This window comes from Streptomyces sp. NPDC025806, assembly GCF_055558275.1.
On sequence record NZ_JBVHMU010000004.1, the window covers coordinates 361,166 to 383,133 of the forward strand.

Consider the following 21,968-nt stretch of genomic DNA (forward strand, 5'->3'; position numbering starts at 1 on the left):
GAGCCCGCGGCCGGGAAGACGGCCGCGGGCTCCGGGAGCGGGCGCTCAGGCCACGTGCTCGTCCGCGACGGCCAGCGCGGCGTCCAGCGCGGCGAGGCCCTCCTTCAGTTCGGCCTCGGTGATGTTGAGGGCCGGCACGACGTGCGTGCGGTTCATGTTGACGAAGGGCCACAGACCGTTCGCCTTGGCGGCGCCCGTGAAGGCCGCCATCGGGGCGTTGGCCTCGCCCGCGGCCGCGTACGGCACGAGCGGCTCCCGCGTCTCCCGGTCCCGTACGAGTTCGAGCGCCCAGAACATGCCGACGCCGCGCACCTCGCCCACCGACGGGTGCCGCTCGGCGAGCTCCCGCAGCGCCGGCTCCACGACCTCGGCGCCGAGCTTCGCGGCGTGCGCGACGATGCCCTCCTCCTCCATCACGTTGATGGTGGCGACGGCCGCGGCGCAGGCCAGCGGGTGCCCGGAGTACGTGAGACCGCCCGGGTAGGGCCGCTTGGCGAAGGTCTCCGCGATGGCGCCGGAGATCGCGACACCGCCCAGCGGGACGTAGCCCGAGTTGACGCCCTTGGCGAAGGTCAGCAGGTCCGGCGTCACGTCGTACAGGTCGGCGGCGAACCACTCACCGGTGCGCCCGAAGCCCGCCATGACCTCGTCGAGGACGAAGACGATGCCGTACTTGTCGCACAGCTCGCGCACCCCGGCCAGGTATCCCGCGGGCGGCAGCATGATGCCCGCGGTGCCCGGCACGGTCTCCAGGATGATCGCGGCGATCGTCGCCGGACCCTCGAACTGGATCGTCGTCTCCAGGTGCTCCAGCGCGCGGGCGCACTCCTGCTCCTCTGTCTCGGCGAAGAAGCGGGACCGGTACAGGAACGGCGCCCAGAACCGGACGACGCCCGCGGAGCCCGTGTCGCTGGCCCAGCGGCGCGGGTCACCCGTCACGTTGATCGCCTGCTGGGTGCCGCCGTGGTACGAGCGGTACGCGGCGAGCACCTTCGGGCGGCCCGTGTGCAGACGGGCCATGCGCAGGGCGTGCTCGACGGCGTCGGCGCCGCCGTTGGTGAAGAAGATCTTGTCGAGGTCGCCGGGCGTGCGCTCGGCGATGAGGCGGGCGGCCTCCGAGCGGGACTCGACGGCGAACGCGGGCGCGAACGTCGTCATCGTGGCGGCCTGCTCCTGGATCGCCGCGACGACCTTCGGGTGCTGGTACCCGATGTTCGTGTAGACGAGCCCGGACGTGAAGTCGAGGTACCGGTTGCCCTCGTAGTCCCAGAAGCAGGAGCCTTCTGCGCCGGCGACGGCGAGCGGGTCGATGAGTTCCTGCGCGGACCAGGAGTGGAACACGTGCTTGCGGTCCGCGGCCTTGACGGCGGCGCCGACCTGGGGATTCGGCTGAGGGGTCATGAGCCCGAGGGTAGATGTCCGCAGTGTGGGCGCACCATCGGCGTCCTGTACGCCCGCCGCCGCCGAACGCGACAGTTTGTCGGGGTTCCCCGGCCGTTCCCCGGCGTTACGGAACCGTAGAAGGCGCATCGGTCCTCTGTGTCGTAGGCCCGCACTATTCTCGTGCTGTTGGTCACGATTCGGGGGAGGGTGGCGCGACATGGACAGACTGGACCGGCTGGGGCCGGGCGACCCGCAGCACATCGGCGCGTACCGGCTGCTGGGGCGGCTCGGGGCCGGTGGGATGGGGCAGGTCTATCTGGCGCGCTCCGAGCGCGGTCGCACGGTCGCCGTGAAGCTGGTGCGCGAGGAGCTCGCCGAGCAGGAGGAGTTCCGCAGCCGTTTCCGGCAGGAGGTGCAGGCGGCGCAGCGGGTCGGCGGCGCGTGGACGGCGCCGGTGCTCGACGCGGACACGGAGGCCGCGGTGCCGTGGCTGGCCACCGGCTATGTGGCGGGCCCCTCGCTCCAGCAAGTCGTGTCGCACGATCACGGCGCGCTGCCGGAGCGTTCGGTACGGATCCTGGCGGCGGGCCTCGCGCACGCGCTGCAGGACATCCACGCGGCGGGCCTGATCCACCGCGACCTGAAGCCGTCGAACGTGCTGGTGACGATCGACGGCCCGCGCGTCATCGACTTCGGCATCGCGCGCGCCATGGAGACGGTCACGGACGGCGGTCTGACGCGGACCGGCGCGCTCGTCGGCTCCCCGGGTTTCATGGCGCCGGAGCAGGTGCGCGGGGACCGGATCACCCCGGCCTGCGATGTCTTCTGCCTCGGCTCGGTGCTCGCCTACGCGGCCTCCGGCGCCCTGCCGTTCGGCACGTCGAACAGCGGGGTGCACGCCCTGATGTTCCGTATCGCGCAGGAGGAGCCGGACCTCGACGGGCTTCCGGAGGGCCTCCAGGAGCTCGTACGGGACTGTCTGCGCAAGCGGCCCGCCGACCGGCCGACGCTGGAGGACATCCTGGAGCGGACGGGCGCGGAGGACACGCTCGGGGACGGCGGGCGCACGCGTGACCCGTGGCTGCCGGGCGCGCTCGTGGCGCAGCTGGGCCGGCACGCCGTGCAGCTGCTCGACTCGGAGGACCCGGAGCAGGCCTCCCTGCCGGCGGCCCCGTCCCGGCCCGCGCTGCCGCCCGCCCCGGCGCAGGCCGCCGATCCGGACACACCGCCGCCCCCGGGTGCGCCGGGCGGGGCGCAGCTCGACCATCTCCCGACGATGATCGTCGGCCAGGACACCCCGGCGCCGACACCCCCGGCACCGCCCGCGTACGGCTACCCCCAACCGCACCCCCAGCCGCAGCCCGTGTGGAACCAGACGCCGCCCTACGGCCCCGGCGTCGCCCCCGTAGGCATCCCGCCGCAGGAGCCCCCGCGCCGGGGCCGCTCCACGGCGGCGCTCGTCGCGGTCGCGCTGATCGTGGCGCTCGGCGCGGGCGGCTCGGTGTACGCGCTGATGAAGAGCGACGGCTCGTCCGAGGGCAAGGGCGGCGACGACCCGACGCCGTCCGGCCAGTCCTCGGCCGCGCCCTCGCAGCAGGGCGGCGAGACGACCCCGGGGCAGCAGTCCACCGAGCCGCCCGACTCCCCGTCGGAGTCCGACTCCGCGCAGGCCGGGGCGGGCGACATCCCCACCAAGTTCCTGGGCACGTGGACGAACGAGCAGACCAACGACTACGGGCCCATCACCCGCACCCTCGTCATCGAGCAGGGCGAGCCCGGCGACACCGTGCTCAAGCTGACCCAGGACGGCACGCTCGACAGCGGCTCCCCGTACCACTGCGAGTTCGAGGGCGCGCTCGCCTCCGCCGACGATTCCACGCTGAACGTCCAGGGCACGGAGGCGGTCGTCGCCGAACCGCCGGTCGCCTGCCGCCCCGGCACCCCGAGCACGGTGACGATCCTGTCCTCGGGCGAGCTGCGCCGCATCCTGATCGACTCGACCGGCCACCGCCAGGTCCTCACCTACGGCAAGGAGGGCTGACGGCGGCCTGAGCGGGCGGGGGTCTCAGCGCGAGTCGGTCGGGCAGGGCAGCCGGCTGCCGCTCGGCCCCCACTCGGTGACCGTCTGGGGCTCGTCCAGGCCGAACGCGCCGCAGTACGCCACGAGCCGCGGCTCGCCCTCGGTGGCCACCTCGATGACGATCGCCTTGTCGCGCGGCGGCTTCGAGCCGGGGTTGCTCTGCGGATAGCGGATGGCGCCGCTGCTGCCCAGCAGTTCGACGCCGCTGTCGAGCGCGGACTTCACCGCGGCGGTGGTCACCTCCTGCCGGTTGCTGCGGTTGGCGCCGTTCGCCGCCTGGCTCAGCACCCGGAAGGCGTCGAAGGCGATCGGCCCGTGCCCGTCGTTGCGCCACTTGTCGTCCGCGCCCACGTAGTAGGCGTAGTTGGCCGCGTACCCGGTCGCCTCGCTGTTCGCCAGCTCGTGGCCCACGGGCAGCACGTGTGCCGTGTGGTAGAGCCGCAGCCAGGGCACGTACTTGAAGTCGCCGTTGAGCTCCGCGTTCGTGACGTCGTTCCCGGCGATGACCGTCAGGTTCCGGCCCGCGCAGGCGGTGTCGCGGTAGTTGTCCACGAAGGTGCTGAGGCTGGCCACGCGGGACGACCAGTAGACGACGGTGCGCGGGTTCCCCTTGAGGTACGCGCAGATCTGCCGGCCGATCTCCGCCGGGGCGCCCGCCTCGCCGGTGTACGGGAGCAGCTTGGCGCCGCCGGGCTCCGCCTTGCCGAACTTCCTCACGAATTCGCGGCCGATCTCGTTGCTGTAGAGGTCGGTGGGGGTGCTCACCACGACGGCCTGGGTCGCCGACTCGCAGCGTCGCGCCCCGTGCGCGGGGCCGTCCGTCGCGATCACGGCGCCCTCGTGGGCCAGTTGTACGGCGAGCGTGCTCTCCCGGTCGTCGTTGGGTGCCATGGGCCGGTAGTACGGGCCCGCCTGCGCCATCGCGTCCGCGGAGGCCGTCGTGCTGACCACCGGCACCTGGTGGTCGCTGAGGATGCCGGCCGCCGCCCTCGTCTCGGCCCTGCTCTCCGCGAACCCGACGACCCCCACGACCGTCGTGTGGTCGCCGGCCTGCCGGGTGCGCCGCACCTCGCGCACGATGCCGTCCGCGACCTTCTCGGCCCGCTCGAAGTGCGGTCCCGCGTCCCGTACGTCCACGCGGAGTTCGACGCCGCCGCGGGTCTCGTCCCGGTGCGCCTGGGCGTTGATGCGGGCCTGCGCGAGCCAGATGCCGCGCAGCTCCGACAGTGCCTTGTACGCGCCCTCGCTGGGGGAGGGCGCGATGTACACGACGGTGCGGACGACGTACTGGTCGTCGGCCGGGGCCGAGGCGGTGGCCCGCTCGTCGGCGACGGCCCGCTCGTTGTTCGCGTCGATCTGGGCGCGCACCGTGCGGTAGGCCGCCATCGGATCGTCGTCGCTCAGCAGGTTCGGGGCCGCGTCGACGTCACGTATCTCCTCGGGCGGCCCCGCCTTCCGCGAGACGGCGCTCCCGTCCAGACAGCGCGCGTACGTCTCCTCCCCCTGCCCGCCCAGGGGCCCCAGGACCGCACCGGTCGCGACCAGCGCGGCCAGCACGACGCCGATCGCGGTGGCCTCCAGGCGCGGCCCGCACACCGGCGCGGGCGGACGCAGGCGGGCGACCGGCAGGCCCTCGCCCGCGAACGCCGGGTCCGCGAAGCGGCGGCCGAGGAGCCAGGGCGCCGCCTCCGCGTCCGCGTGCTCGGCGGGCGGGTCGGTCAGGTGCTGGCCCACGACGGCCAGGCTCTCCACGTCCCGCCGGTGCCAGGTCTGCCCGGCGGCCTCCGGGTATCCGTCCGGTTCGCCCGCGCCGACCACGAACAGGGAGGCGGAGCCGGGAGCCCGGTAGGCGCTGCGGTACGCCTGCAGGAACCGCACGGCGTCGCGGCCCTGCGCGCTGTCCCCGGCGGGCAGTTCGAGCAGGACCACGCGCCGGGTGCGGCGGCGGCGCTTCCACGGCCCGGCGAAGCGTGCCGGGTGCGCGCGGTGCAGATCCGACAGGAGCGCCCGCAGCAGCAGCTTCTCCAGTTCGAACAGGGCGTTCTGCCGCTCGTGCTCCGGCCCGCGCAGCGCGAGGCCCTGGGCGACGAGGGAATCGCCGACCTGGTCGAAGACCGAGCGGGCGGGGTGCGCCAGACGCAGCCAGTCGCGGTACCAGCGGTAGCGGCGCGAGCGCAGCAGGCGGTGGCCCCAGCGCCGGTCCCACAGTTTGCGCGGGAGGCTGTGGAAGAGGGGGTGGGACAGCAGGCGCGACAGGTAGGCGAGGACGAGGTTTCCACCGTCGGGCGCGGGCGCCAGCTTCGCCAGATGGTGCGCGAGCCCGCTCGGCTCCGCGACCCGCAGCTCGTACAGGGCGTCGCGCAGGGCCCGGGACTGGAGCCGGTCGCTCAGCTCGTTGCCGGTGAGAGCCCCGTCGCCCTCCGCGGGCATCCGGGCCAGCTCGATCGCGTACGTGACCATCCGGGCGACGAACTCGAAGTCCCGCAGCCGCAGTTCGCCGACATGGTGGGGCGGCTGGCTGCGCAGATCGCGGCCGACGCGCAGCGTGAGGAGTTCCTCGCCGGGCCGGTCGGCGGGCAGCTGCTGGGGGCGCGAGTAGGCCACGGCCCGCCCGTCCTCGGTCCGCAGCGCGCGCTCCAGCGCTTCGAGGACGCGCTGCCGGCGCCGGCACCGCTCGTCGCCGGACCCGCCCGTGTCCAGCAGGACCGGGGGCAGCGGCGTGCTCTCCGGCTTCAGCACCTGCCACCGTTGGGGGTAGACGGCGGCTCGGAACGCTCGCAGAAACTCCGTCGCGCCCTCGTCGTTCGGGAATCCCATCTTCGCGATCCCTTGGCCTTGACGTCATGGGGGCGTCAAGTATGGGGCAGAACAGCAGAGTTGGGACCGGAGACACCGAAAATGGCGGACCGCTGACATCGGGCCGAGGGGGGCTACCGTGTGAACTGAACCGGACTGAACGGAATGACCGAGAAGCGAGAGGACAGAACGGTGACCCGTACGCCGCCGACGACGCTCGCGCAGGCCCAGGCCGAACTGGCCGCCCTGGAGGACCCCAAGGCGCGCGCCGTCAACGAGCGGCACGGCGACGACCACGGCGTGAACCTCACCAAGCTCCGCGCCCTCGCCAAACGCATCGGCCCCGACCAGGACCTGGCCCGCTCCCTCTGGTCCACGGACGACACGGCGGCGAAACTCCTGGCCCTCCTCGTCGCCCGCCCCAAGGCCTTCCCCCGCGACGAGCTGGACACCATGCTCCGCACGGCCCGCACCCCGAAGGTCCACGACTGGCTCGTCTCCTACGTCGTGAAGAAGAGCCCGCACGCGGAGGACCTCCGCCGGGCCTGGCTGACGGACCCCGACCCGACCGTCGCGAGCGCCGGATGGGCCCTCACCACGGACCGCGTGGCAAAAAAACCGGCTGGCCTGGACCTCCCGGCCCTCCTCGACACGATCGAGTCCGGCATGAAGCAGGCCCCCGACCGCCTCCAGTGGGCGATGAACCACTGCCTGGCCCAGATCGGCATCTCCCACGAGCCCCTCCGCCCCCGCGCCCTGGCGATCGGCGAACGCCTCGAAGTCCTCAAGGACCACCCGACCCCACCCGGCTGCACCTCCCCCTACGCCCCGACCTGGATCACGGAGATCGTCCGCAGACAGAACGCGAAGGGCTGACCCGGAGAAAGGCCGACGCCCCGGTCCGCCGGGATGGCGGACCGGGGCGTCGGTGCGGACGCGTCCTGGGTTACAGGAACGAGTTGATCTCGATCGTCTCGTCGCGGCCGGGGCCGACGCCGATGGCCGAGATGGGGGCGCCGGACATGTCTTCCAGGGCCTTCACGTAGGCCTGCGCGTTCTTGGGGAGGTCGGCGAAGGTCTTGGCCTTCGTGATGTCCTCGGACCAGCCGGGCAGGTTCTCGTAGATCGGCTTCGCGTGGTGGAAGTCGGTCTGGGAGTACGGAAGCTCCTCGACGCGCTTGCCGTCGATCTCGTAGGCCACGCAGACCGGGATCTGCTCCCAGCCGGTGAGGACGTCGAGCTTGGTGAGGAAGAAGTCGGTCAGGCCGTTGACGCGGGTGGCGTAGCGGGCGATGACCGCGTCGAACCAGCCGCAGCGACGGTCACGGCCGGTGGTGACACCGCGCTCGCCACCGATGCGGCGCAGGTCCTCGCCGTCCTGGTCGAAGAGCTCGGTCGGGAACGGGCCCGCGCCGACGCGCGTGGTGTACGCCTTCAGGATGCCGATGACGCGGCTGATCTTCGTCGGGCCGACGCCGGCGCCGGTGCAGGCGCCGCCCGCAGTCGGGTTCGACGAGGTGACGAAGGGGTACGTGCCGTGGTCGATGTCCAGGAGCGTGCCCTGGCCGCCTTCGAAGAGGACGACCTTGTTCTCCTCGAGCGCGTTGTTCAGGATCAGGGTCGTGTCGGCCACGTAGCCCTTGATCTGGTCCGCGTAGCCGAGGAGCTCCTCCACCACCTGCTGCGACTCGATCGCGCGGCGGTTGTACAGCTTGGTCAGGAGCTGGTTCTTGACCTCGAGGGCGGCTTCGACCTTCTGGGTGAGGATCGACTCGTCGTAGAGGTCCTGCACACGGATACCGACGCGGTTGATCTTGTCCGCGTAGGTCGGGCCGATGCCGCGCCCGGTCGTGCCGATCTTGCGCTTGCCGAGGAAGCGCTCCGTCACCTTGTCGACCGTGACGTTGTACGGCGTGATGATGTGAGCGTTTCCGCTGATCAGGAGCTTGGACGTGTCGACGCCGCGCTCGTTCAGACCGCTCAGCTCGGAGAGCAGGACCGACGGGTCGACGACGACACCGTTTCCGATGACCGGCGTGCAGTCCGGGGAGAGGATTCCGGAAGGGAGGAGGTGCAGCGCGTACTTCTGGTCGCCTACGACAACCGTGTGGCCGGCGTTGTTGCCGCCCTGATAGCGCACTACGTAGTCCACGGACCCACCGAGCAGGTCGGTGGCCTTTCCCTTGCCTTCGTCACCCCACTGAGCACCGAGCAGCACAAGTGCGGGCACAGGCGTACACCCCTTCCGGGCGGGGCATGTCCAAGGTCAGGGGCCGCAGCCGCTGATGTGCGTCACAGCCTTCGTGAACCTTGGGGTACCCCGGAATAGACGAAGCCCCTGGCGCAATAGCGCAAGGGGCTCTTGCACAAAGATGCTACCCGAGGAAGCGAGGCGGAGCCGAGGTGGCGGCTTTGGACCATCCGTCGGACCGCGTGGGCGAGGCGCTGTCGCGGCAGCTCCTGGTGATCGTGGACCCGTCGGCGCGGCGTGCGGACGGGGAGTCCGTACGGATCGCGAAGGACGTTCTGTGCGCGGCCGCGACCGCGAAGGTGTGCCTGCCGGAGGGGCCCGCGGAGTTCGCGCGGGCCCTGGCGCGGCGGGGCGGGAGACGGCCCGTGGTCGTGGGCGACGACCGGGCGCTGCTGCGGGCCGTGTCGTTGCTGCACCGGGACCGGGAGCTGGGTGACGCCGTAGTGTCGATGGTGCCCGTGGGGGCCTCGGTGGGGCTCGCGCACTCCCTGGGCGTGCCGGTGGGGCCGGTCGCGGCGGCGCGGGCGGCGCTCGACGGGGTGGAGCGGCGGCTCGACCTGCTGGTCGACGACAGCGACGGGGTGGTGCTCGGCGAGCTCCGGATCCCGCCGGTCGGGCCGTCCGGTTCCGGGGAGAGCTCCGCGGGGCACGGGCTGCCGTTCCTGCGGACGTGCCGGTCGCTGGTGCGGGGGTTCGGGGGGGCGCGGTCGGCGGGTGGCGCGGCCTCGGCCCCGGGGGCGGCGGCGCGGCTCCGGGTGGAGGCGGACGGCGTGACGCTGGTGGATCTGGACCAGCCGGTCGACGGGGTGTGCGTGGCGGCGGGGGCGGGGTTCGCGCAGGTCGAGGTGCGGGTCGGCGCCGCCGGTGGGGCGGTCCGGGTAGCCGCCCGGAGCGTGACCGTCTCGGGGGCCGACTTCCGGTACCGGGCCGATGCGGTGATCGGGGGGCCGGTGCGCAGACGGACCTGGGCGGTCCGGGCGGGGGCGTGGGCGCTGGCGTTGCCGTAGCGCGCTGCGGGGGATCGGGGTGGGGGCGCCGCTGAGGTTGGGCGTCGTCGCCGGGTGCGCCATCGTCGTGGTTGCTCGCGCAGTTCCCCGCGCCCCTGACGGGGCGCGTTTGCCTGCTGTCGGCGCGGCTGCTGTCTGCGACGTCGTCGTGGTTGCTCGCGCCCGCGCGGCGGAGCCGCACGTGCATACAGCCCCGTGCCCCTGACGGGGCGCGTCTGCGGGGCGCCGGGGCGGTCAGGGGCGGGGCCAGGGGCGGCCGTCGAGGCGTTCTATCGCTCGGTTGAGGCGGTGGAGGGAGGCGGTGAAGGTCGCGGCCTCGGCGGGGGACCAGTCGTCCATCAGGTCCTCCAGGATGCCGAGGTTGCGGGCGCGGTCGCCGTCCAGCGCGCGCTCGCCCTCCTCCGTGATCCGGAACTTGCGGGCGATCCCGCCGTCGGGGTCGGGGATGCGCTCGACGAGCCCCTGCCGGGTCATCGCGGCGGTCTGCCGGTTCAGCGTCGACGCGTCGAGCCCGGTCGCCTCGCTCAGCTGGCCGATCGACATCGGGCCGACCAGCTGGATCCGGGTGAGCAGGATGTAGGCGCTGCGGTCGAGGTTCCAGATCGACGCTCTGGCGCGGTGCGCGAAGAGATACGCGTGCCGGTTGAACAGCATCGTCTCGAACTCGAGCTGCCGCATCGTGGCGTCCTTGTCGCCACCGGAGCCCTCGCTCGCGTCAGCCACCTCAGCCACCTCGACCCGTCCTTCCTCCGCTTACCGGCAGGTATATCACGGCGATATGCACCGTACATGTGTTGTGCATCGTGCATATGAATTGTACGGTGCACATCCCAAGGACGAAGGAGCCCAACCGCCGTGGAAGCCAGCAAGCCCGGGGCCACGCCCACCGGTCACCCCGGGCGCATCGTCGCCGTACTCGCGTTCGGCGGCATCGTGGCCTCGGTCATGCAGACCCTGGTCGTACCCCTGCTCGGCGAGCTGCCGCGCATCCTGGGCACCTCCCCGTCGAACGCGACCTGGGTCGTCACCGTCACCCTGCTCGCGGGCGCCGTCGCCACGCCGATCATGGGCCGGCTCGGCGACCTGTACGGCAAGCGGCGGATGCTGCTCGTCTCGACCGTGCCGCTGATCGCCGGTTCGGTCGTCGCCGCGCTGGCCTCCGACCTGACCACGATGGTCGTCGGTCGGGGCCTCCAGGGCCTCGGCGTCGGTCTCGTACCGCTCGGCATCAGCCTGCTCCGCGACCTGGTGCCGCCGGAGAAGCTCGGCACGTCCATCGCCCTGATGAGCGCCTCGCTCGGCATCGGCGGCGCGCTCGGCCTGCCGTTCGCCTCGGCGATCGCGGACTACGGCAGCTGGCGCGTGCTCTTCTGGGTGTCCGCGGGCCTGAGCGTGACCATCGCCGCGCTGCTGAAGTTCGCCGTGCCGGACACGGAGCGGCGGGCGCCGGTCACGGGCGGGTTCGACTACGTCGGGGCCGTGGCGCTCGGCGTCGGCCTCGTCGCGCTGCTGCTCGCCGTGTCGAAGGGCGCGGACTGGGGCTGGGGGAGCGGGACGACGCTCGGCCTGTTCGCCGTCGCCGTCGTCGTGCTGCTCGGCTGGGGGCTGTGGGAGCTGCGGGTACGGCAGCCCATGGTGGACCTGCGCACCACGGCCCGCCCCCAGGTCCTGATGACGAACGCGGCGTCGGTCGTGGTCGGCTTCGCGATGTACGCCTCGTCGCTGATCGTGCCGCAGCTGCTGCAGCTGCCGAAGGAGACCGGGTACGGGCTCGGGCAGTCGATGATGGCGATGGGGCTGTGGATGATGCCGGGCGGCCTGATGATGATGGCGGTCGCGCCGCTGGGCGGGAAGCTGTCCGGCAAGCACGGGCCGAAGGTCACGCTGCTGCTCGGCAGCGTCGTGATCGCCCTCGGGTACGGGATCTCCGGGTTCCTGATGAGCAGTGCGTGGCAGCTGACGCTGGTGATGTGTGTGATCACGGCGGGGGTGGGGCTCGCCTACGGTGCGATGCCGGCCCTGATCATGAGTGGGGTGCCGCAGTCCGAGACGGCGGCCGCGAACAGTTTCAACACGCTGATGCGGTCGATCGGTACGTCGGCCTCCGCCGCCGTGATCGGGGTCGTGCTGGCGCAGATGACCGTGTCGGCGGGCGGGGTCACGCTTCCGTCGGAGGACGCGTTCCGTACGGGCATGCTGATCGGGTGCGGAGTGGCGGTGATCGGGGCGCTGATCACTCTGGCCATCCCGTACCGCCCCGCCGAGCCGGTCCCTGCCGGGGGCGAGGCGGGTGTGTCGGCGGAGGCGGCCCGGTCGGGGGTGGCGCGTCCCTGAACGGATCGCGCCGTGCGGCCGGTCGCCGTCGCCGGGTGCTGCGCCGTCGTGGTTGCTCGCGCAGTTCCCCGCGCCCCTGAAGGCGCACTTCGTGCGCCTTCAGGGGCCGGCCGCTCGGGACTGCCGGGGTCAGCTGAAGATGATCATCGAGCTCTGGGCCAGGCTGCGGGTCGCTGCCTGGTGCAGGCCCAGCCAGACGTGGCGCTCGCGGGCGAACGGGCTGTCGTCCAGGGGGACGGACGCGGCCGGCTCCTCGAGGGACGTGGGCGCCGCCGGAGGCACGGGCGGCAGCGGAGGGTTCGCCGGGTCGATCCCGATGGCCGGCGCCACGAACTCCAGCTCCCGCAACAGCGCGTGCGAGGAGCCCAGCGGACCGCCCCCGGCGAGCAGTTCGTCGTCGGACAGCGGGGCCGCGAAGTCCACGGGCACGTACGCGCCCGCGTGGTCGTAGTGCCAGACCAGGTGCGAGCCCTGGGCCGCCGACTCGAACATCTCCAGCAACTGCTCGTAGTCCCCGCCGAGTTCGTCGACCGGCGTCACTTCGAGCCCGCACAGCTGGAGCAGATAGGCGCGGCGCAGGAAGTGCAGCGCGTCGTAGTCGAACCCCGCGACCGGGGCCACGTCACCGGAGAGTCCCGGCATGTACGCGTGGACCGGCACCGGCGGGAGCCCCGCGTCGTGCAGGGCCCTGTCGTAGAGCGCGAGTTCCTCGGCGAAGGGATTGTCGGGGCTGTGGCACAGCACGTCGACCAGGGGGACCAGCCACAGGTCACAGGCCAAGGGGGCTCCTTCGAGGCTCCGTTCGCACCGGGGGTTCCCGGCGTACGCCAGCGTAATGGGCGACACGGCGGTGCCGCCCTGCCTTGCAGGTACCCATCGGGGGCCGGGAATCAGCCCGGGAACGGTCAGCTCTTGGAGAGCGACTCGATGAGGACCAGCGCGTCCTCGTTGTACGCGGCGACGATCGCGTGCGCCGCGTGCGCGTCCCGGGCGACGAGCGCGTCGACGAGATCGCAGTGCCCCGACCAGAGCCGCCCGCGCAGATCGCCGGCCCGGCGCAGGTGCGGCACCGCGCACATCCAGGACTGGACGCGCAGCCGGTGGAAGAAGTCGGAGAGGTACGGGTTGCCGAAGAGCGCGGAGAGCTCGCGCCAGAAGCGCAGGTCGTAGCCGATCAGCACGTTCAGGTCGCCGGCCCCCGCGGCGCGGGCGGCCTCCTCGCCGCGGCGCCGGACCCCGGCCAGCGCGGCGGGGTGGCGCGGATCGTCCGGCGGGTTCTCGGACAGGCCCCGGAAGATGCCGTCGGCGACGAGGCTGCGGGCCTCGATCATCGAGCGGTAGTCGCCCAGCGAGAACTCGTGGACCCGGAAGCCGCGGTGCTGGGCCGAGTCGAGCAGCCCCTGCGCGCTCAGGTCGACCAGCGCCTCACGGACCGGCGTCGCCGACACCCCGTACCCCTCGGCGATCTCCTTGACCGTGAACTCCTGCCCCGGAGCGAGCCGCCCGCCGAGGATCTCGTCGCGCAGCGCGTCCGCGATCTGCTGGCGCAGGGTGCTGCGGGTGACGGCGAGGCCGTCGGAGACTGGCACGGATGGGATCCCTCGGGTCGGCCGGCTGCGGCTTCGTCGCCGCTGTCGATGCTGATGACGTCAGTGGGTCGTGGTCGGTTCGTTACTGATGCGGAAACGACCGTACGAAATCGCCAGCCTAGCCCCACCGCTCAGCGCGGCTCCGGCGGTCGCTGGCGGGGCATGTTCGGGCGGGTGCCCGGAGGGAGCGGGAAGCGGCCCGGCGGCGGGACCTCGGCCGGCCGCGGAGGGCCGGGCACGGAGGACTGCATGCCGAGCGGGGCCGGGCCCGAGCGGAATTCGACCATCCAGTCCGCGGTCTCGGCGCGGACCAGCTCGGTGACGTCCTCGGAGAAGCGCCGCAGGACGGACAGGCAGCGCTCGGCGGCCTCGCCGGCCGTGCCCTCGGCGGGGCCGAGCACCTCGCGCACGCTCTCCGAGGCCCAGTCGAACTGCAGCACCTGGAGCCGTCGCTGCACGGCCTGCGCCGTGGCGACGTCCCTTATCCACCCTGAGGTCAGCCCGAAGTACCGGTCTCCGACCACGCACGCGACCGCGAGCAGCAGCGCCAGATAGCCCCAGGGAGCCCCGCCGCGGATCACCCGCGTCAGGTCGAGCAGCGGCAGCACCGCTCCGCAGACCGCGCCGAGCGCCGCGCCGGCGCGCAGGGTCCGGGCGGCGCGCCGCTTGCGGACCCGGTCGGCGAGGTACCAGGAGGCGGTGCGCAGGGCGCCCTCCTCGACCCAGCGGTACAGCTCGTCGAGGCGCTCGGCGGGCTCGCCCCAGTCGCCGAGCGGGAACGCGCGCCCCGAGAGGTCACCGGTGCGCGCGCCGCCCCCGCCGGGGTCCGCCTGCGACGGACCCTCGGGCTGCATCTCCGGCTGACTCACCCGGCACTCCCTGGGCTGGTACGGATGGGGCTGAATGTGCAGCATCTTCCTACCGCCCAATGGGTGGCCATGTTCCCGTTTTCGAGGGGTATCCGCTCAGAAGTGGCCGTTGATCAGGTATAGGGACCCCGGCCGACTCACTCGAAAGAGTGCAGCGCGACATGCCGGGGCGTGCGCCCCCGGGACCACGTAGGCTCGTTCGGACAGACAGTCCGTACAGACCGTCCATACAGACCAAGGAGCTCATCGTGATCCCCGGTGGTGGCCAGCCCAACATGCAGCAGCTGCTCCAGCAGGCCCAGAAGATGCAGCAGGACCTCGCGAAGGCGCAGGAGGAGCTGGCGCGCACCGAGGTCGAGGGGCAGGCGGGCGGCGGCCTGGTCAAGGCGACGGTGACCGGCTCGGGCGAGCTGCGCGGCCTGGTCATCGACCCGAAGGCGGTCGACCCGGAGGACACCGAGACCCTCGCCGACCTGGTGGTCGCGGCGGTCCAGGCGGCGAACGAGAACGCGCAGTCGCTCCAGCAGCAGAAGCTCGGCCCGCTGGCCCAGGGCCTCGGCGGCGGCAGCGGGATCCCGGGCCTCCCCTTCTAGCCCCGGATCCGACTACCGTACGTATCAAGACAGCGGTGCGTATCCAGACACCGCACACGACCTGAAGGCGAAGGCACTCCGTGTACGAAGGCGTGGTCCAGGACCTCATCGACGAGCTGGGCAGGCTGCCCGGCGTCGGTCCCAAGAGCGCGCAGCGGATCGCCTTCCACATCCTTCAGGCGGAGCCGACCGACGTGCGGCGCCTCGCGCAGGCGCTGATGGAGGTCAAGGCCAAGGTCCGCTTCTGCGCGACGTGCGGGAACGTCGCGCAGGAGGAGCTGTGCAACATCTGCCGCGACCCGCGCCGCGACCTGAGCGTCATCTGCGTGGTCGAGGAGCCCAAGGACGTCGTGGCGATCGAGCGCACCCGTGAGTTCCGGGGCAAGTACCACGTGCTCGGCGGCGCCATCAGCCCCATCGAGGGGGTGGGACCCGACGACCTGCGTATACGGGAACTTCTCGCGCGGTTGGCCGACGGGACGGTCACGGAGCTGATCCTGGCCACCGACCCGAACCTGGAGGGCGAGGCCACGGCCACGTACCTCGCCAGGATGATCAAGCCCATGGGCCTGAAGGTCACCCGCCTGGCCAGCGGCCTCCCCGTCGGGGGCGACCTGGAGTACGCGGACGAGGTGACCCTCGGCCGTGCCTTCGAGGGGAGACGACTGCTAGATGTCTGACGCCACGCTGCACGCCACCAACCGGGATCCGGGCGACTTCGCCGTCCAGATCTCCGACCAGATCGAGTCGTTCCTCGTCGCGGTGACCGAGGTCGCCAAGGGCGACGAGCCGGACTCGGCGGTGCCGTTCCTCCTGCTCGAGGTCTCGCAGCTGCTGCTCGCGGGCGGCCGGCTCGGCGCGCACGAGGACATCGTCCCGGACGAGCGCTACGAGCCCGACCTGGGCCCGGAGGGCGACGTGGACGAGCTGCGCGAGCGGCTCGCCCGGATGCTGGAGCCGGTCGACGTCTACTCGGAGGTCTTCGACCCGTACGAGCCGCGCAAGGCGCCGGTCGCCGCCCGGATCTCGGACGACCTCGCGGACGTCATCGCGGATCTGCGGCACGGCATGGCGCACTACCGCGCGGGCCGGGTCACCGAGGCCCTGTGGTGGTGGCAGTTCTCGTACTTCTCGAACTGGGGCTCCACGGCCTCGGCGACGCTGCGCGCCCTGCAGTCGCTGGTCGCGCACGTGCGGCTGAACCAGCCGCTGGACGATCTGGACGGCCTGGACACGGACGAGGCGCTGAGCCGGGCCGAGGGCACGCTGGAGGAAGAGGCCGGACAGGTCATGGCGCAGGAGATCGCGGGTCCGCTCGGGCTTCGTCCGGTCAAGTGACCTGGCCCACTTTCCCGGTTGCCGCGGATGCGGCTGGGCATGCGCTCGTGCGGAGCGGCCGGTCGGCACCAGGAAACCCAGCGATCACTTCGTGAGCGGGACATCTCACGATGCGGTAAAGCTGGGGCGGATTTCGGCCGCTCGTTAGACTGAGCCGACCGCGGTACGCATACGTACGAGCGGTGACAGACGGACTGAGCGAGGAGCGCACGTGGGCCTTGTCGTGCAGAAGTACGGAGGCTCCTCCGTTGCAGATGCCGAAGGCATCAAGCGGGTCGCCAAGCGCATCGTCGACGCCAAGAAGAACGGCAACCAGGTGGTTGTCGTGGTGTCGGCCATGGGTGACACGACGGATGAGTTGATCGATCTCGCCGAGCAGGTATCCCCGATCCCTGCCGGGCGCGAATTCGACATGCTGCTGACCGCCGGAGAGCGGATCTCCATGGCCCTGCTGGCCATGGCGATCAAAAACCTGGGCCACGAGGCCCAGTCGTTCACGGGCAGCCAGGCAGGCGTCATCACCGACTCCGTCCACAACAAAGCCCGGATCATCGACGTCACGCCGGGACGCATCCGGACCTCCATCGAAGAGGGCAACATCGCCATCGTCGCGGGGTTCCAGGGCGTCAGCCAGGAGGGCAAGAACATCACGACCCTCGGGCGTGGTGGTTCGGACACGACGGCCGTCGCCCTCGCCGCCGCGCTCGACGCGGAGGTCTGTGAGATCTACACGGACGTCGACGGTGTGTTCACCGCCGACCCGCGAGTCGTGAAGAAGGCGCGGAAGATCGACTGGATCTCCTTCGAGGACATGCTGGAGCTCGCCAGCTCCGGGTCCAAGGTGCTCCTCCACCGCTGTGTGGAGTACGCGCGCCGGTACAACATCCCGATCCACGTGCGGTCCTCGTTCAGCGGACTGCAGGGCACCTGGGTCAGCAACGAGCCGATCAAGAAGCAGCAAGGGGAAGAGCCCGTGGAGCAGGCGATCATCTCCGGTGTCGCGCACGACACCTCCGAGGCGAAGGTCACCGTCGTCGGCGTCCCCGACAAGCCGGGCGAGGCCGCGAAGATCTTCCGCGCCATCGCGGACTCCGAGATCAACATCGACATGGTCGTGCAGAACGTGTCGGCCGCGTCGACGGGTCTCACCGACATTTCCTTCACGCTCCCCAAGACCGAGGGCCGCAAGGCCATCGACGCCCTGGAGAAGCAGAAGGCCGCCGTCGGCTTCGCCTCGCTGCGCTACGACGACCAGATCGCCAAGATCTCCCTCGTGGGCGCCGGTATGAAGACGAACCCGGGTGTCACGGCCGGGTTCTTCGAGGCGCTCAGCGACGCGGGCGTCAACATCGAGCTCATCTCGACCTCCGAGATCCGCATCTCGGTCGTCACCCGCGCCGAGGACGTCATCGAGGCGGTCCGGGCCGTGCACACCGCCTTCGGCCTGGACTCCGAGTCCGACGAGGCCGTGGTCTACGGAGGCACCGGCCGCTGATGGCCGTGAGATCAGAGCGGCGTCCGACGCTCGCGGTCGTGGGAGCGACCGGGAGCGTCGGCGGCGTGCTGCTCCAGATCCTGTCCCAGCACGCGGACATCTGGGGTGAGATCCGGCTGGTGGCCTCGCCGCGCTCGGCGGGCCGCAAGCTCACCGTGCGCGGCGAGGAGACCGAGGTCGTCGCGCTGACCGAGTCGGTCTTCGACGGGGTCGACGTCGCCATGTTCGACGTACCCGACGAGGTGGCGGCCCAGTGGGCGCCGATCGCGGCGTCCAAGGGTGCCGTCGTCGTCGACAACTCGGCCGCCTTCCGCCTCGACGACGACGTCCCGCTGGTCGTCCCCGAGATCAATCCGCACGCGGCGCGCGTGCGTCCGCGCGGGATCGTCGCGAACCCGAACTGCACGACTCTTTCGATGATCGTGGCGATCGGCGCGCTGCACGCCGAGTTCGGCCTGCGTGAGCTGGTCGTCTCCTCGTACCAGGCGGTCAGTGGCGCCGGACGGGCCGGCGTCGAGACGCTGCGCGCCCAGCTGGCCCTCGTCGCCGGTACGGAGCTGGGGACCAGCCCCGGCGATCTGCGCCGGGCCGTGGGCGACGCGACGGGTCCCTTCCTCGAACCGGTGGCGCTCAACGTGGTGCCGTGGGCCGGGTCGCTGCGCGAGGACGGCTGGTCCTCGGAGGAGATGAAGGTGCGGGACGAGTCCCGCAAGATCCTCGGTCTGCCCGAGCTGCCGGTGGCCGTCACCTGCGTCCGGGTCCCGGTCGTCACCGCGCACTCTTTGACCGTCCACGCCCGTTTCCAGAGCGAGGTCACCGTGGGCCGGGCCCGCGAGATCCTCGCGACGGCGCCCGGTGTCGTGCTCTTCGACGATCCGGCCGCGGGCGAGTTCCCCACCCCCGCCGACGTCGTCGGTACGGATCCGACGTGGGTGGGGCGGGTACGGCGCTCGCTGGACGATCCGAGCGGCCTGGAGCTGTTCGTGTGCGGGGACAACCTGCGCAAGGGCGCGGCCCTGAACACGGCGCAGATCGCGGAGCTGATCGCCGCGGAGTGCACCACTCCCTGAACCGGCTCCTGAACCGGCTCCTGAACCCCCTGCTGAACCGGCTCCGGCGTCCGTTCACATGGTGCAGTTGTTCGTATTACGGGCACCCCCCTTCCCTTCCGAAGATCCAAACGTAGGATCTGTGTAAGTTCTGTGAGAGGGGTGCCGGTGCGGATCCTGCGCCGGTGTCGTCGTGCGTCCGAGATTTCCCTCCCCGTCCTGCAACCGCGCGCAGGGCGGGGAGCGTCTTTGCGGTCGCCTTTCGGTGGCCTCGGGCGGACGAGGTATATCGGGGCATAGGGGAAGAGCAGGTACGCATGTCGGCATGGGGCACGGCGTCAATCGCGGCGATGGCGGATTCTGTCGCACATCGGATGCCGGACGCGTACAACCCTGACGGGGGGAAGCGTGTCCAACAGGCGTGGCAGAGGTACTCGACTTCACAGCGGTTCAGGCACGGGGCGCGGCCCTGCGGCCTCCCCTCGGTGTGCGCCGGCCCCGGGTGGGCGCGGCCGGCGGAATGCCGGTGATCGCCCCCATGCCCGCGACACGGCCGGCCAGCATCCCGGCACAGGCGCAGGGCGCTGACGACTCGATGGCGGCCGGCACGACTGTCGATCACCTCACCGAGACGTACCGCGCCCACTACCGCTCCCTCCTGGGTCTCGCGGCGCTGCTCCTGGACGACACGGCCTCGTGCGAGGACGTGGTCCAGGAGGCGTTCATCCGCGTGCACTCCGCCCGCAAGCGGGTGCGCGACCCGGAGAAGACGCTCGCCTACCTGCGCCAGACGGTGGTGAACCTGTCGCGCTCCACGCTGCGCCGCCGCATCCTCGGCCTGAAGCTGCTCACCAAGCCGATGCCGGACATGGCGAGTGCCGAGGAGGGCGCGTACGACCTGCTGGAGCGGGACGCGCTCAAGAAGGCGCTGCGCGGTCTCCAGCGGCGTCAGCGCGAGGTGCTGGTGCTGCGCTACTTCGCGGACATGACGGAGGCGCAGGTCGCCGAGTCGCTGGGGATCTCCCTGGGTTCGGTGAAGGCGTACGGGTCGCGTGGCATAGCGGCGCTGCGCGTCGCCATGCAGGAGGCGCCGGTATGAGCCACGCAGGCCGTGAGGGCCCGGAGGAACGGTTCGGCGCCCAGGAGCGGGACGACACCCCGGACGTACGGACAGAACACGTAGGACGCGCAGGACATGCAGGACACGCAGACCACGCAGGGGACGCGACAGTGAGCGACGGATCCGGCCGCCCGGCCGGCGCGGCGGACCCCGACGAAGATCCCGGGGCCGCTCCCGGACCCGGCGAGGACGAACTGGCGCTGCGGCGCCTGATGCGGCAGGCCGTGTCCGACATCGCCCCCTCCGACGCGGCGCTCGACCAGCTGCGCAAGGCGGTGCCCGCGCGCCGGGCCCGCAAGCGGCAGGCGGCGGTCGGCGCGATCGCCGCCGGTGTCTTCGTCGCGATGGCGGTGCCCGCGGTGCTCCACGTGACGAACACGAACGCGTCGAACGACCGCCCCTCGATCGCCGGCAACAGCGAGGCCACGCACGGCGGCGTCGACGCCGGCAAGGCCTCGGGCGGCGGCTCGGGCAAGGAGAAGGGCACGGGACCGGGCCGGTCCAAGGACAAGGCCGGGCACGGCAAGAAGGACCGCGGGGGCGGCAAGGGCCGCGACACCGGCGGGACGTCCACCGACCGGCCGGGCGGCGGCAGCACCGCCGCCGCGGCCAGCGCGCCGGTCTGCGACGCGAGCGAGCTCGGTGCCCCGGTGTCGAACGTGGGCGTGGCGGACGCGAACGGGACGGTCTACGGCTCCTTCCGCGTCACGAACGTCTCGTCGGGCAACTGCACGATCGACGGCTCGGGTGTCGTCGGGGCGACCGCGCAGGGCGCGGCGGACCCGGCCAAGGTCGCGGTCGTCGACCACACCTCGGGCGACGCGGCGACCGGCCTGCCCGACCCGTCCACGGAGCCCAGCCAGCTCATCCTGGAGCCCGGGATGTCGTACGAGGTGCGCTTCGCCTGGGTGCCGTCCGGGCAGTGCCCGGCGACCGGCGGGCCCTCCAGCGGCGGCACCGACGGCGGTTCCGGCGGCGGCGACGGCGGCACCGCGTCCCCGTCCCCGACGCCCACCGAGCAGACCACCGGCGCCGGGGACAGCACCGACTCGGGGCTCTCCACGCAGCTCGGCTCGGACGACCCGGCGCAGGGCAGTGTCCTGGTGGAGCACACCGCGGAGCCGGGGGCGCCCAGTGCGGACGCCACCATTCCGGGGGCGTGCCAGGGCACGGTGTACAAGACGGGCGTGCTGCCCGCCTCCTGAGGGAGAAAGCAGCAGGTCAGCCGGTCGGCTGAGGAGCCTGGGAGGGCTCCTCGGCCTCGACCAGGCCCAGCTCGGCGTCGCGCACGGCCTCGGCCTCGCGGCGCACGAGCCGGAACCACATGAAGACGACGAAGCCCGCGAAGACGAACCACTCACCGGTGTAGCCCAGGTTCTGGAACGCCTTGAGGTCCAGGCCGCTGCCCTGCGGGGTGGTGGCGGGCACGGCCGTCATACCGCCGTCCGCCGTGTCGAGCGTGACCCAGGCGTCCTGGACGGCGTACGGCACCAGGTTCACCAGCGACGCCGCGCTGATCACTCCGACCTGACCGGCCGGGAGACCGCCCGTGTTCGACACCCCGTTGGCCCCCGCCGACTCCGCGGCCTGCACCGCGCCGACCACGGTGACCTCGCCCTTCGGCGGGGCGGGCGCCTTCGCGGCCGACGCCGTGCCGGGCAGCCAGCCGCGGACCACCGGGAGCGCCCCGCCCGAGCCGTCGGCGCCCTCGGGGCGCAGCAGCGTCACCACGTAGAAGCCGGTGCGGCCGTCGAGGTCGCGGTCGGGGACCAGGAACTGACGGTCGTAACGCCCGGTCGCGGTGGCCCGCTTGCCCGAGGTCACCTTGTCCACCGGCAGCAGCGACGCCAGCGGCGCCGGCTTCGACTTCTCGTTCGCCGCCGTCCGCTCGGTCACGGACCGGTGGTCCTGCACCCGGTCCTCGAAACGGCTGAGCTGCCAGGAACCCATGAAGATGCAGAACGGGATCGCCAGCAGGACGAAGACGTTGATCCCCCACCAGCGGGGCGTCAGCAGGAACCGGTACACGCCTTCCACGGTACGGGTCCGATATAAGGACCCGTA

19 protein-coding genes are annotated in these 21,968 nt (G+C 72.0%); 11 read left to right on the forward strand and 8 right to left on the reverse strand.

From position 1 onward, the window contains the following. Positions 1-45: 45 nt before the first annotated feature. Positions 46-1,401: an aminotransferase class III-fold pyridoxal phosphate-dependent enzyme gene (locus tag ACZ4E1_RS11665; RefSeq protein ID WP_467538172.1), complete on the reverse strand. Its 1,356-nt coding sequence runs from the start codon at positions 1,399-1,401 to the stop codon at positions 46-48. Positions 1,402-1,609: 208 nt separating this feature from the next. Here ACZ4E1_RS11665 and ACZ4E1_RS11670 point away from each other — a divergent pair, with 208 nt between their 5' ends. Next, on the forward strand, positions 1,610-3,424 hold the full coding sequence (locus ACZ4E1_RS11670) for a serine/threonine-protein kinase (RefSeq protein ID WP_467538551.1): 1,815 nt from the start codon (positions 1,610-1,612) through the stop codon (positions 3,422-3,424). A gap of 24 nt (positions 3,425-3,448) precedes the next feature. On the opposite strand, the gene ACZ4E1_RS11675 is transcribed toward ACZ4E1_RS11670, so the two are convergent. Beyond that, positions 3,449-6,280 (reverse strand): type 1 periplasmic-binding domain-containing protein, encoded by a 2,832-nt coding sequence (locus tag ACZ4E1_RS11675; protein WP_467538174.1) that lies wholly within the window; start codon positions 6,278-6,280, stop codon positions 3,449-3,451. Positions 6,281-6,424: 144 nt separating this feature from the next. Here ACZ4E1_RS11675 and ACZ4E1_RS11680 point away from each other — a divergent pair, with 144 nt between their 5' ends. Next, positions 6,425-7,135 carry a DNA alkylation repair protein gene (locus ACZ4E1_RS11680; RefSeq protein ID WP_467538176.1) on the forward strand — a complete coding sequence of 237 codons (711 nt, stop codon included), beginning with the start codon at positions 6,425-6,427 and terminating at the stop codon, positions 7,133-7,135. Between the two features lie 70 nt (positions 7,136-7,205). Here ACZ4E1_RS11680 and ACZ4E1_RS11685 read toward each other — a convergent pair whose 3' ends face one another. Beyond that, a complete protein-coding gene (locus tag ACZ4E1_RS11685; RefSeq protein ID WP_384619668.1) occupies positions 7,206-8,489 on the reverse strand; it encodes an adenylosuccinate synthase in 1,284 nt (427 codons plus the stop codon). Positions 8,490-8,671: 182 nt separating this feature from the next. Here ACZ4E1_RS11685 and ACZ4E1_RS11690 point away from each other — a divergent pair, with 182 nt between their 5' ends. After that, on the forward strand, positions 8,672-9,517 hold the full coding sequence (locus tag ACZ4E1_RS11690; protein ID WP_467538178.1) for a diacylglycerol kinase: 846 nt from the start codon (positions 8,672-8,674) through the stop codon (positions 9,515-9,517). Between the two features lie 234 nt (positions 9,518-9,751). On the opposite strand, the gene ACZ4E1_RS11695 is transcribed toward ACZ4E1_RS11690, so the two are convergent. Further along, complete coding sequence (locus tag ACZ4E1_RS11695; RefSeq protein WP_467538553.1) at positions 9,752-10,195, reverse strand: MarR family winged helix-turn-helix transcriptional regulator; 444 nt, start codon at positions 10,193-10,195, stop codon at positions 9,752-9,754. A gap of 177 nt (positions 10,196-10,372) precedes the next feature. Between ACZ4E1_RS11695 and ACZ4E1_RS11700 the strand changes: the two genes are divergently transcribed. Next, complete coding sequence (locus tag ACZ4E1_RS11700) at positions 10,373-11,851, forward strand: MFS transporter (protein ID WP_467538180.1); 1,479 nt, start codon at positions 10,373-10,375, stop codon at positions 11,849-11,851. 129 nt (positions 11,852-11,980) lie between these two features. Here the strand turns inward: ACZ4E1_RS11700 and ACZ4E1_RS11705 are convergent, their stop codons facing one another. The 3 genes from ACZ4E1_RS11705 to ACZ4E1_RS11715 all read right to left on the reverse strand — a co-directional run bounded on the left by ACZ4E1_RS11705 (position 11,981) and on the right by ACZ4E1_RS11715 (position 14,309). Then, positions 11,981-12,631, reverse strand: a complete 651-nt coding sequence (locus ACZ4E1_RS11705; protein WP_467538182.1) for a hypothetical protein — start codon at positions 12,629-12,631, stop codon at positions 11,981-11,983. Between the two features lie 125 nt (positions 12,632-12,756). After that, a complete protein-coding gene (locus tag ACZ4E1_RS11710) occupies positions 12,757-13,440 on the reverse strand; it encodes a GntR family transcriptional regulator (protein WP_467538184.1) in 684 nt (227 codons plus the stop codon). 131 nt (positions 13,441-13,571) lie between these two features. Continuing rightward, positions 13,572-14,309, reverse strand: a complete 738-nt coding sequence (locus tag ACZ4E1_RS11715; protein WP_467538186.1) for an SLATT domain-containing protein — start codon at positions 14,307-14,309, stop codon at positions 13,572-13,574. A 248-nt stretch (positions 14,310-14,557) separates the two neighbouring features. Here ACZ4E1_RS11715 and ACZ4E1_RS11720 point away from each other — a divergent pair, with 248 nt between their 5' ends. The 7 genes from ACZ4E1_RS11720 to ACZ4E1_RS11750 all read left to right on the forward strand — a co-directional run bounded on the left by ACZ4E1_RS11720 (position 14,558) and on the right by ACZ4E1_RS11750 (position 21,109). Then, a complete protein-coding gene (locus ACZ4E1_RS11720; RefSeq protein WP_188338159.1) occupies positions 14,558-14,902 on the forward strand; it encodes a YbaB/EbfC family nucleoid-associated protein in 345 nt (114 codons plus the stop codon). 80 nt (positions 14,903-14,982) lie between these two features. Next, entirely contained in the window at positions 14,983-15,582 is a 600-nt protein-coding gene (gene recR, locus ACZ4E1_RS11725) for a recombination mediator RecR (RefSeq protein WP_018529216.1), read from the forward strand. Next, positions 15,575-16,240, forward strand: a complete 666-nt coding sequence (locus tag ACZ4E1_RS11730; protein ID WP_467538189.1) for a DUF5063 domain-containing protein — start codon at positions 15,575-15,577, stop codon at positions 16,238-16,240. The genes recR and ACZ4E1_RS11730 overlap by 8 nt, the downstream gene beginning before the upstream one ends. A 211-nt stretch (positions 16,241-16,451) precedes the next feature. After that, complete coding sequence (locus ACZ4E1_RS11735) at positions 16,452-17,735, forward strand: aspartate kinase (protein ID WP_467538191.1); 1,284 nt, start codon at positions 16,452-16,454, stop codon at positions 17,733-17,735. Beyond that, entirely contained in the window at positions 17,735-18,805 is a 1,071-nt protein-coding gene (locus tag ACZ4E1_RS11740; protein WP_467538193.1) for an aspartate-semialdehyde dehydrogenase, read from the forward strand. The genes ACZ4E1_RS11735 and ACZ4E1_RS11740 overlap by 1 nt, the downstream gene beginning before the upstream one ends. 400 nt (positions 18,806-19,205) lie before the next feature. Further along, entirely contained in the window at positions 19,206-19,883 is a 678-nt protein-coding gene (locus tag ACZ4E1_RS11745; protein WP_467538195.1) for a SigE family RNA polymerase sigma factor, read from the forward strand. A 131-nt stretch (positions 19,884-20,014) separates the two neighbouring features. Next, positions 20,015-21,109: a hypothetical protein gene (locus tag ACZ4E1_RS11750; RefSeq protein WP_467538196.1), complete on the forward strand. Its 1,095-nt coding sequence runs from the start codon at positions 20,015-20,017 to the stop codon at positions 21,107-21,109. Positions 21,110-21,125: 16 nt separating this feature from the next. On the opposite strand, the gene ACZ4E1_RS11755 is transcribed toward ACZ4E1_RS11750, so the two are convergent. Further along, the gene (locus tag ACZ4E1_RS11755) at positions 21,126-21,932 is read right to left on the reverse strand and encodes an SURF1 family protein (RefSeq protein WP_467538198.1); all 807 of its coding nucleotides are present in this window, start codon (positions 21,930-21,932) and stop codon (positions 21,126-21,128) included. Positions 21,933-21,968 lie beyond the last annotated feature (36 nt).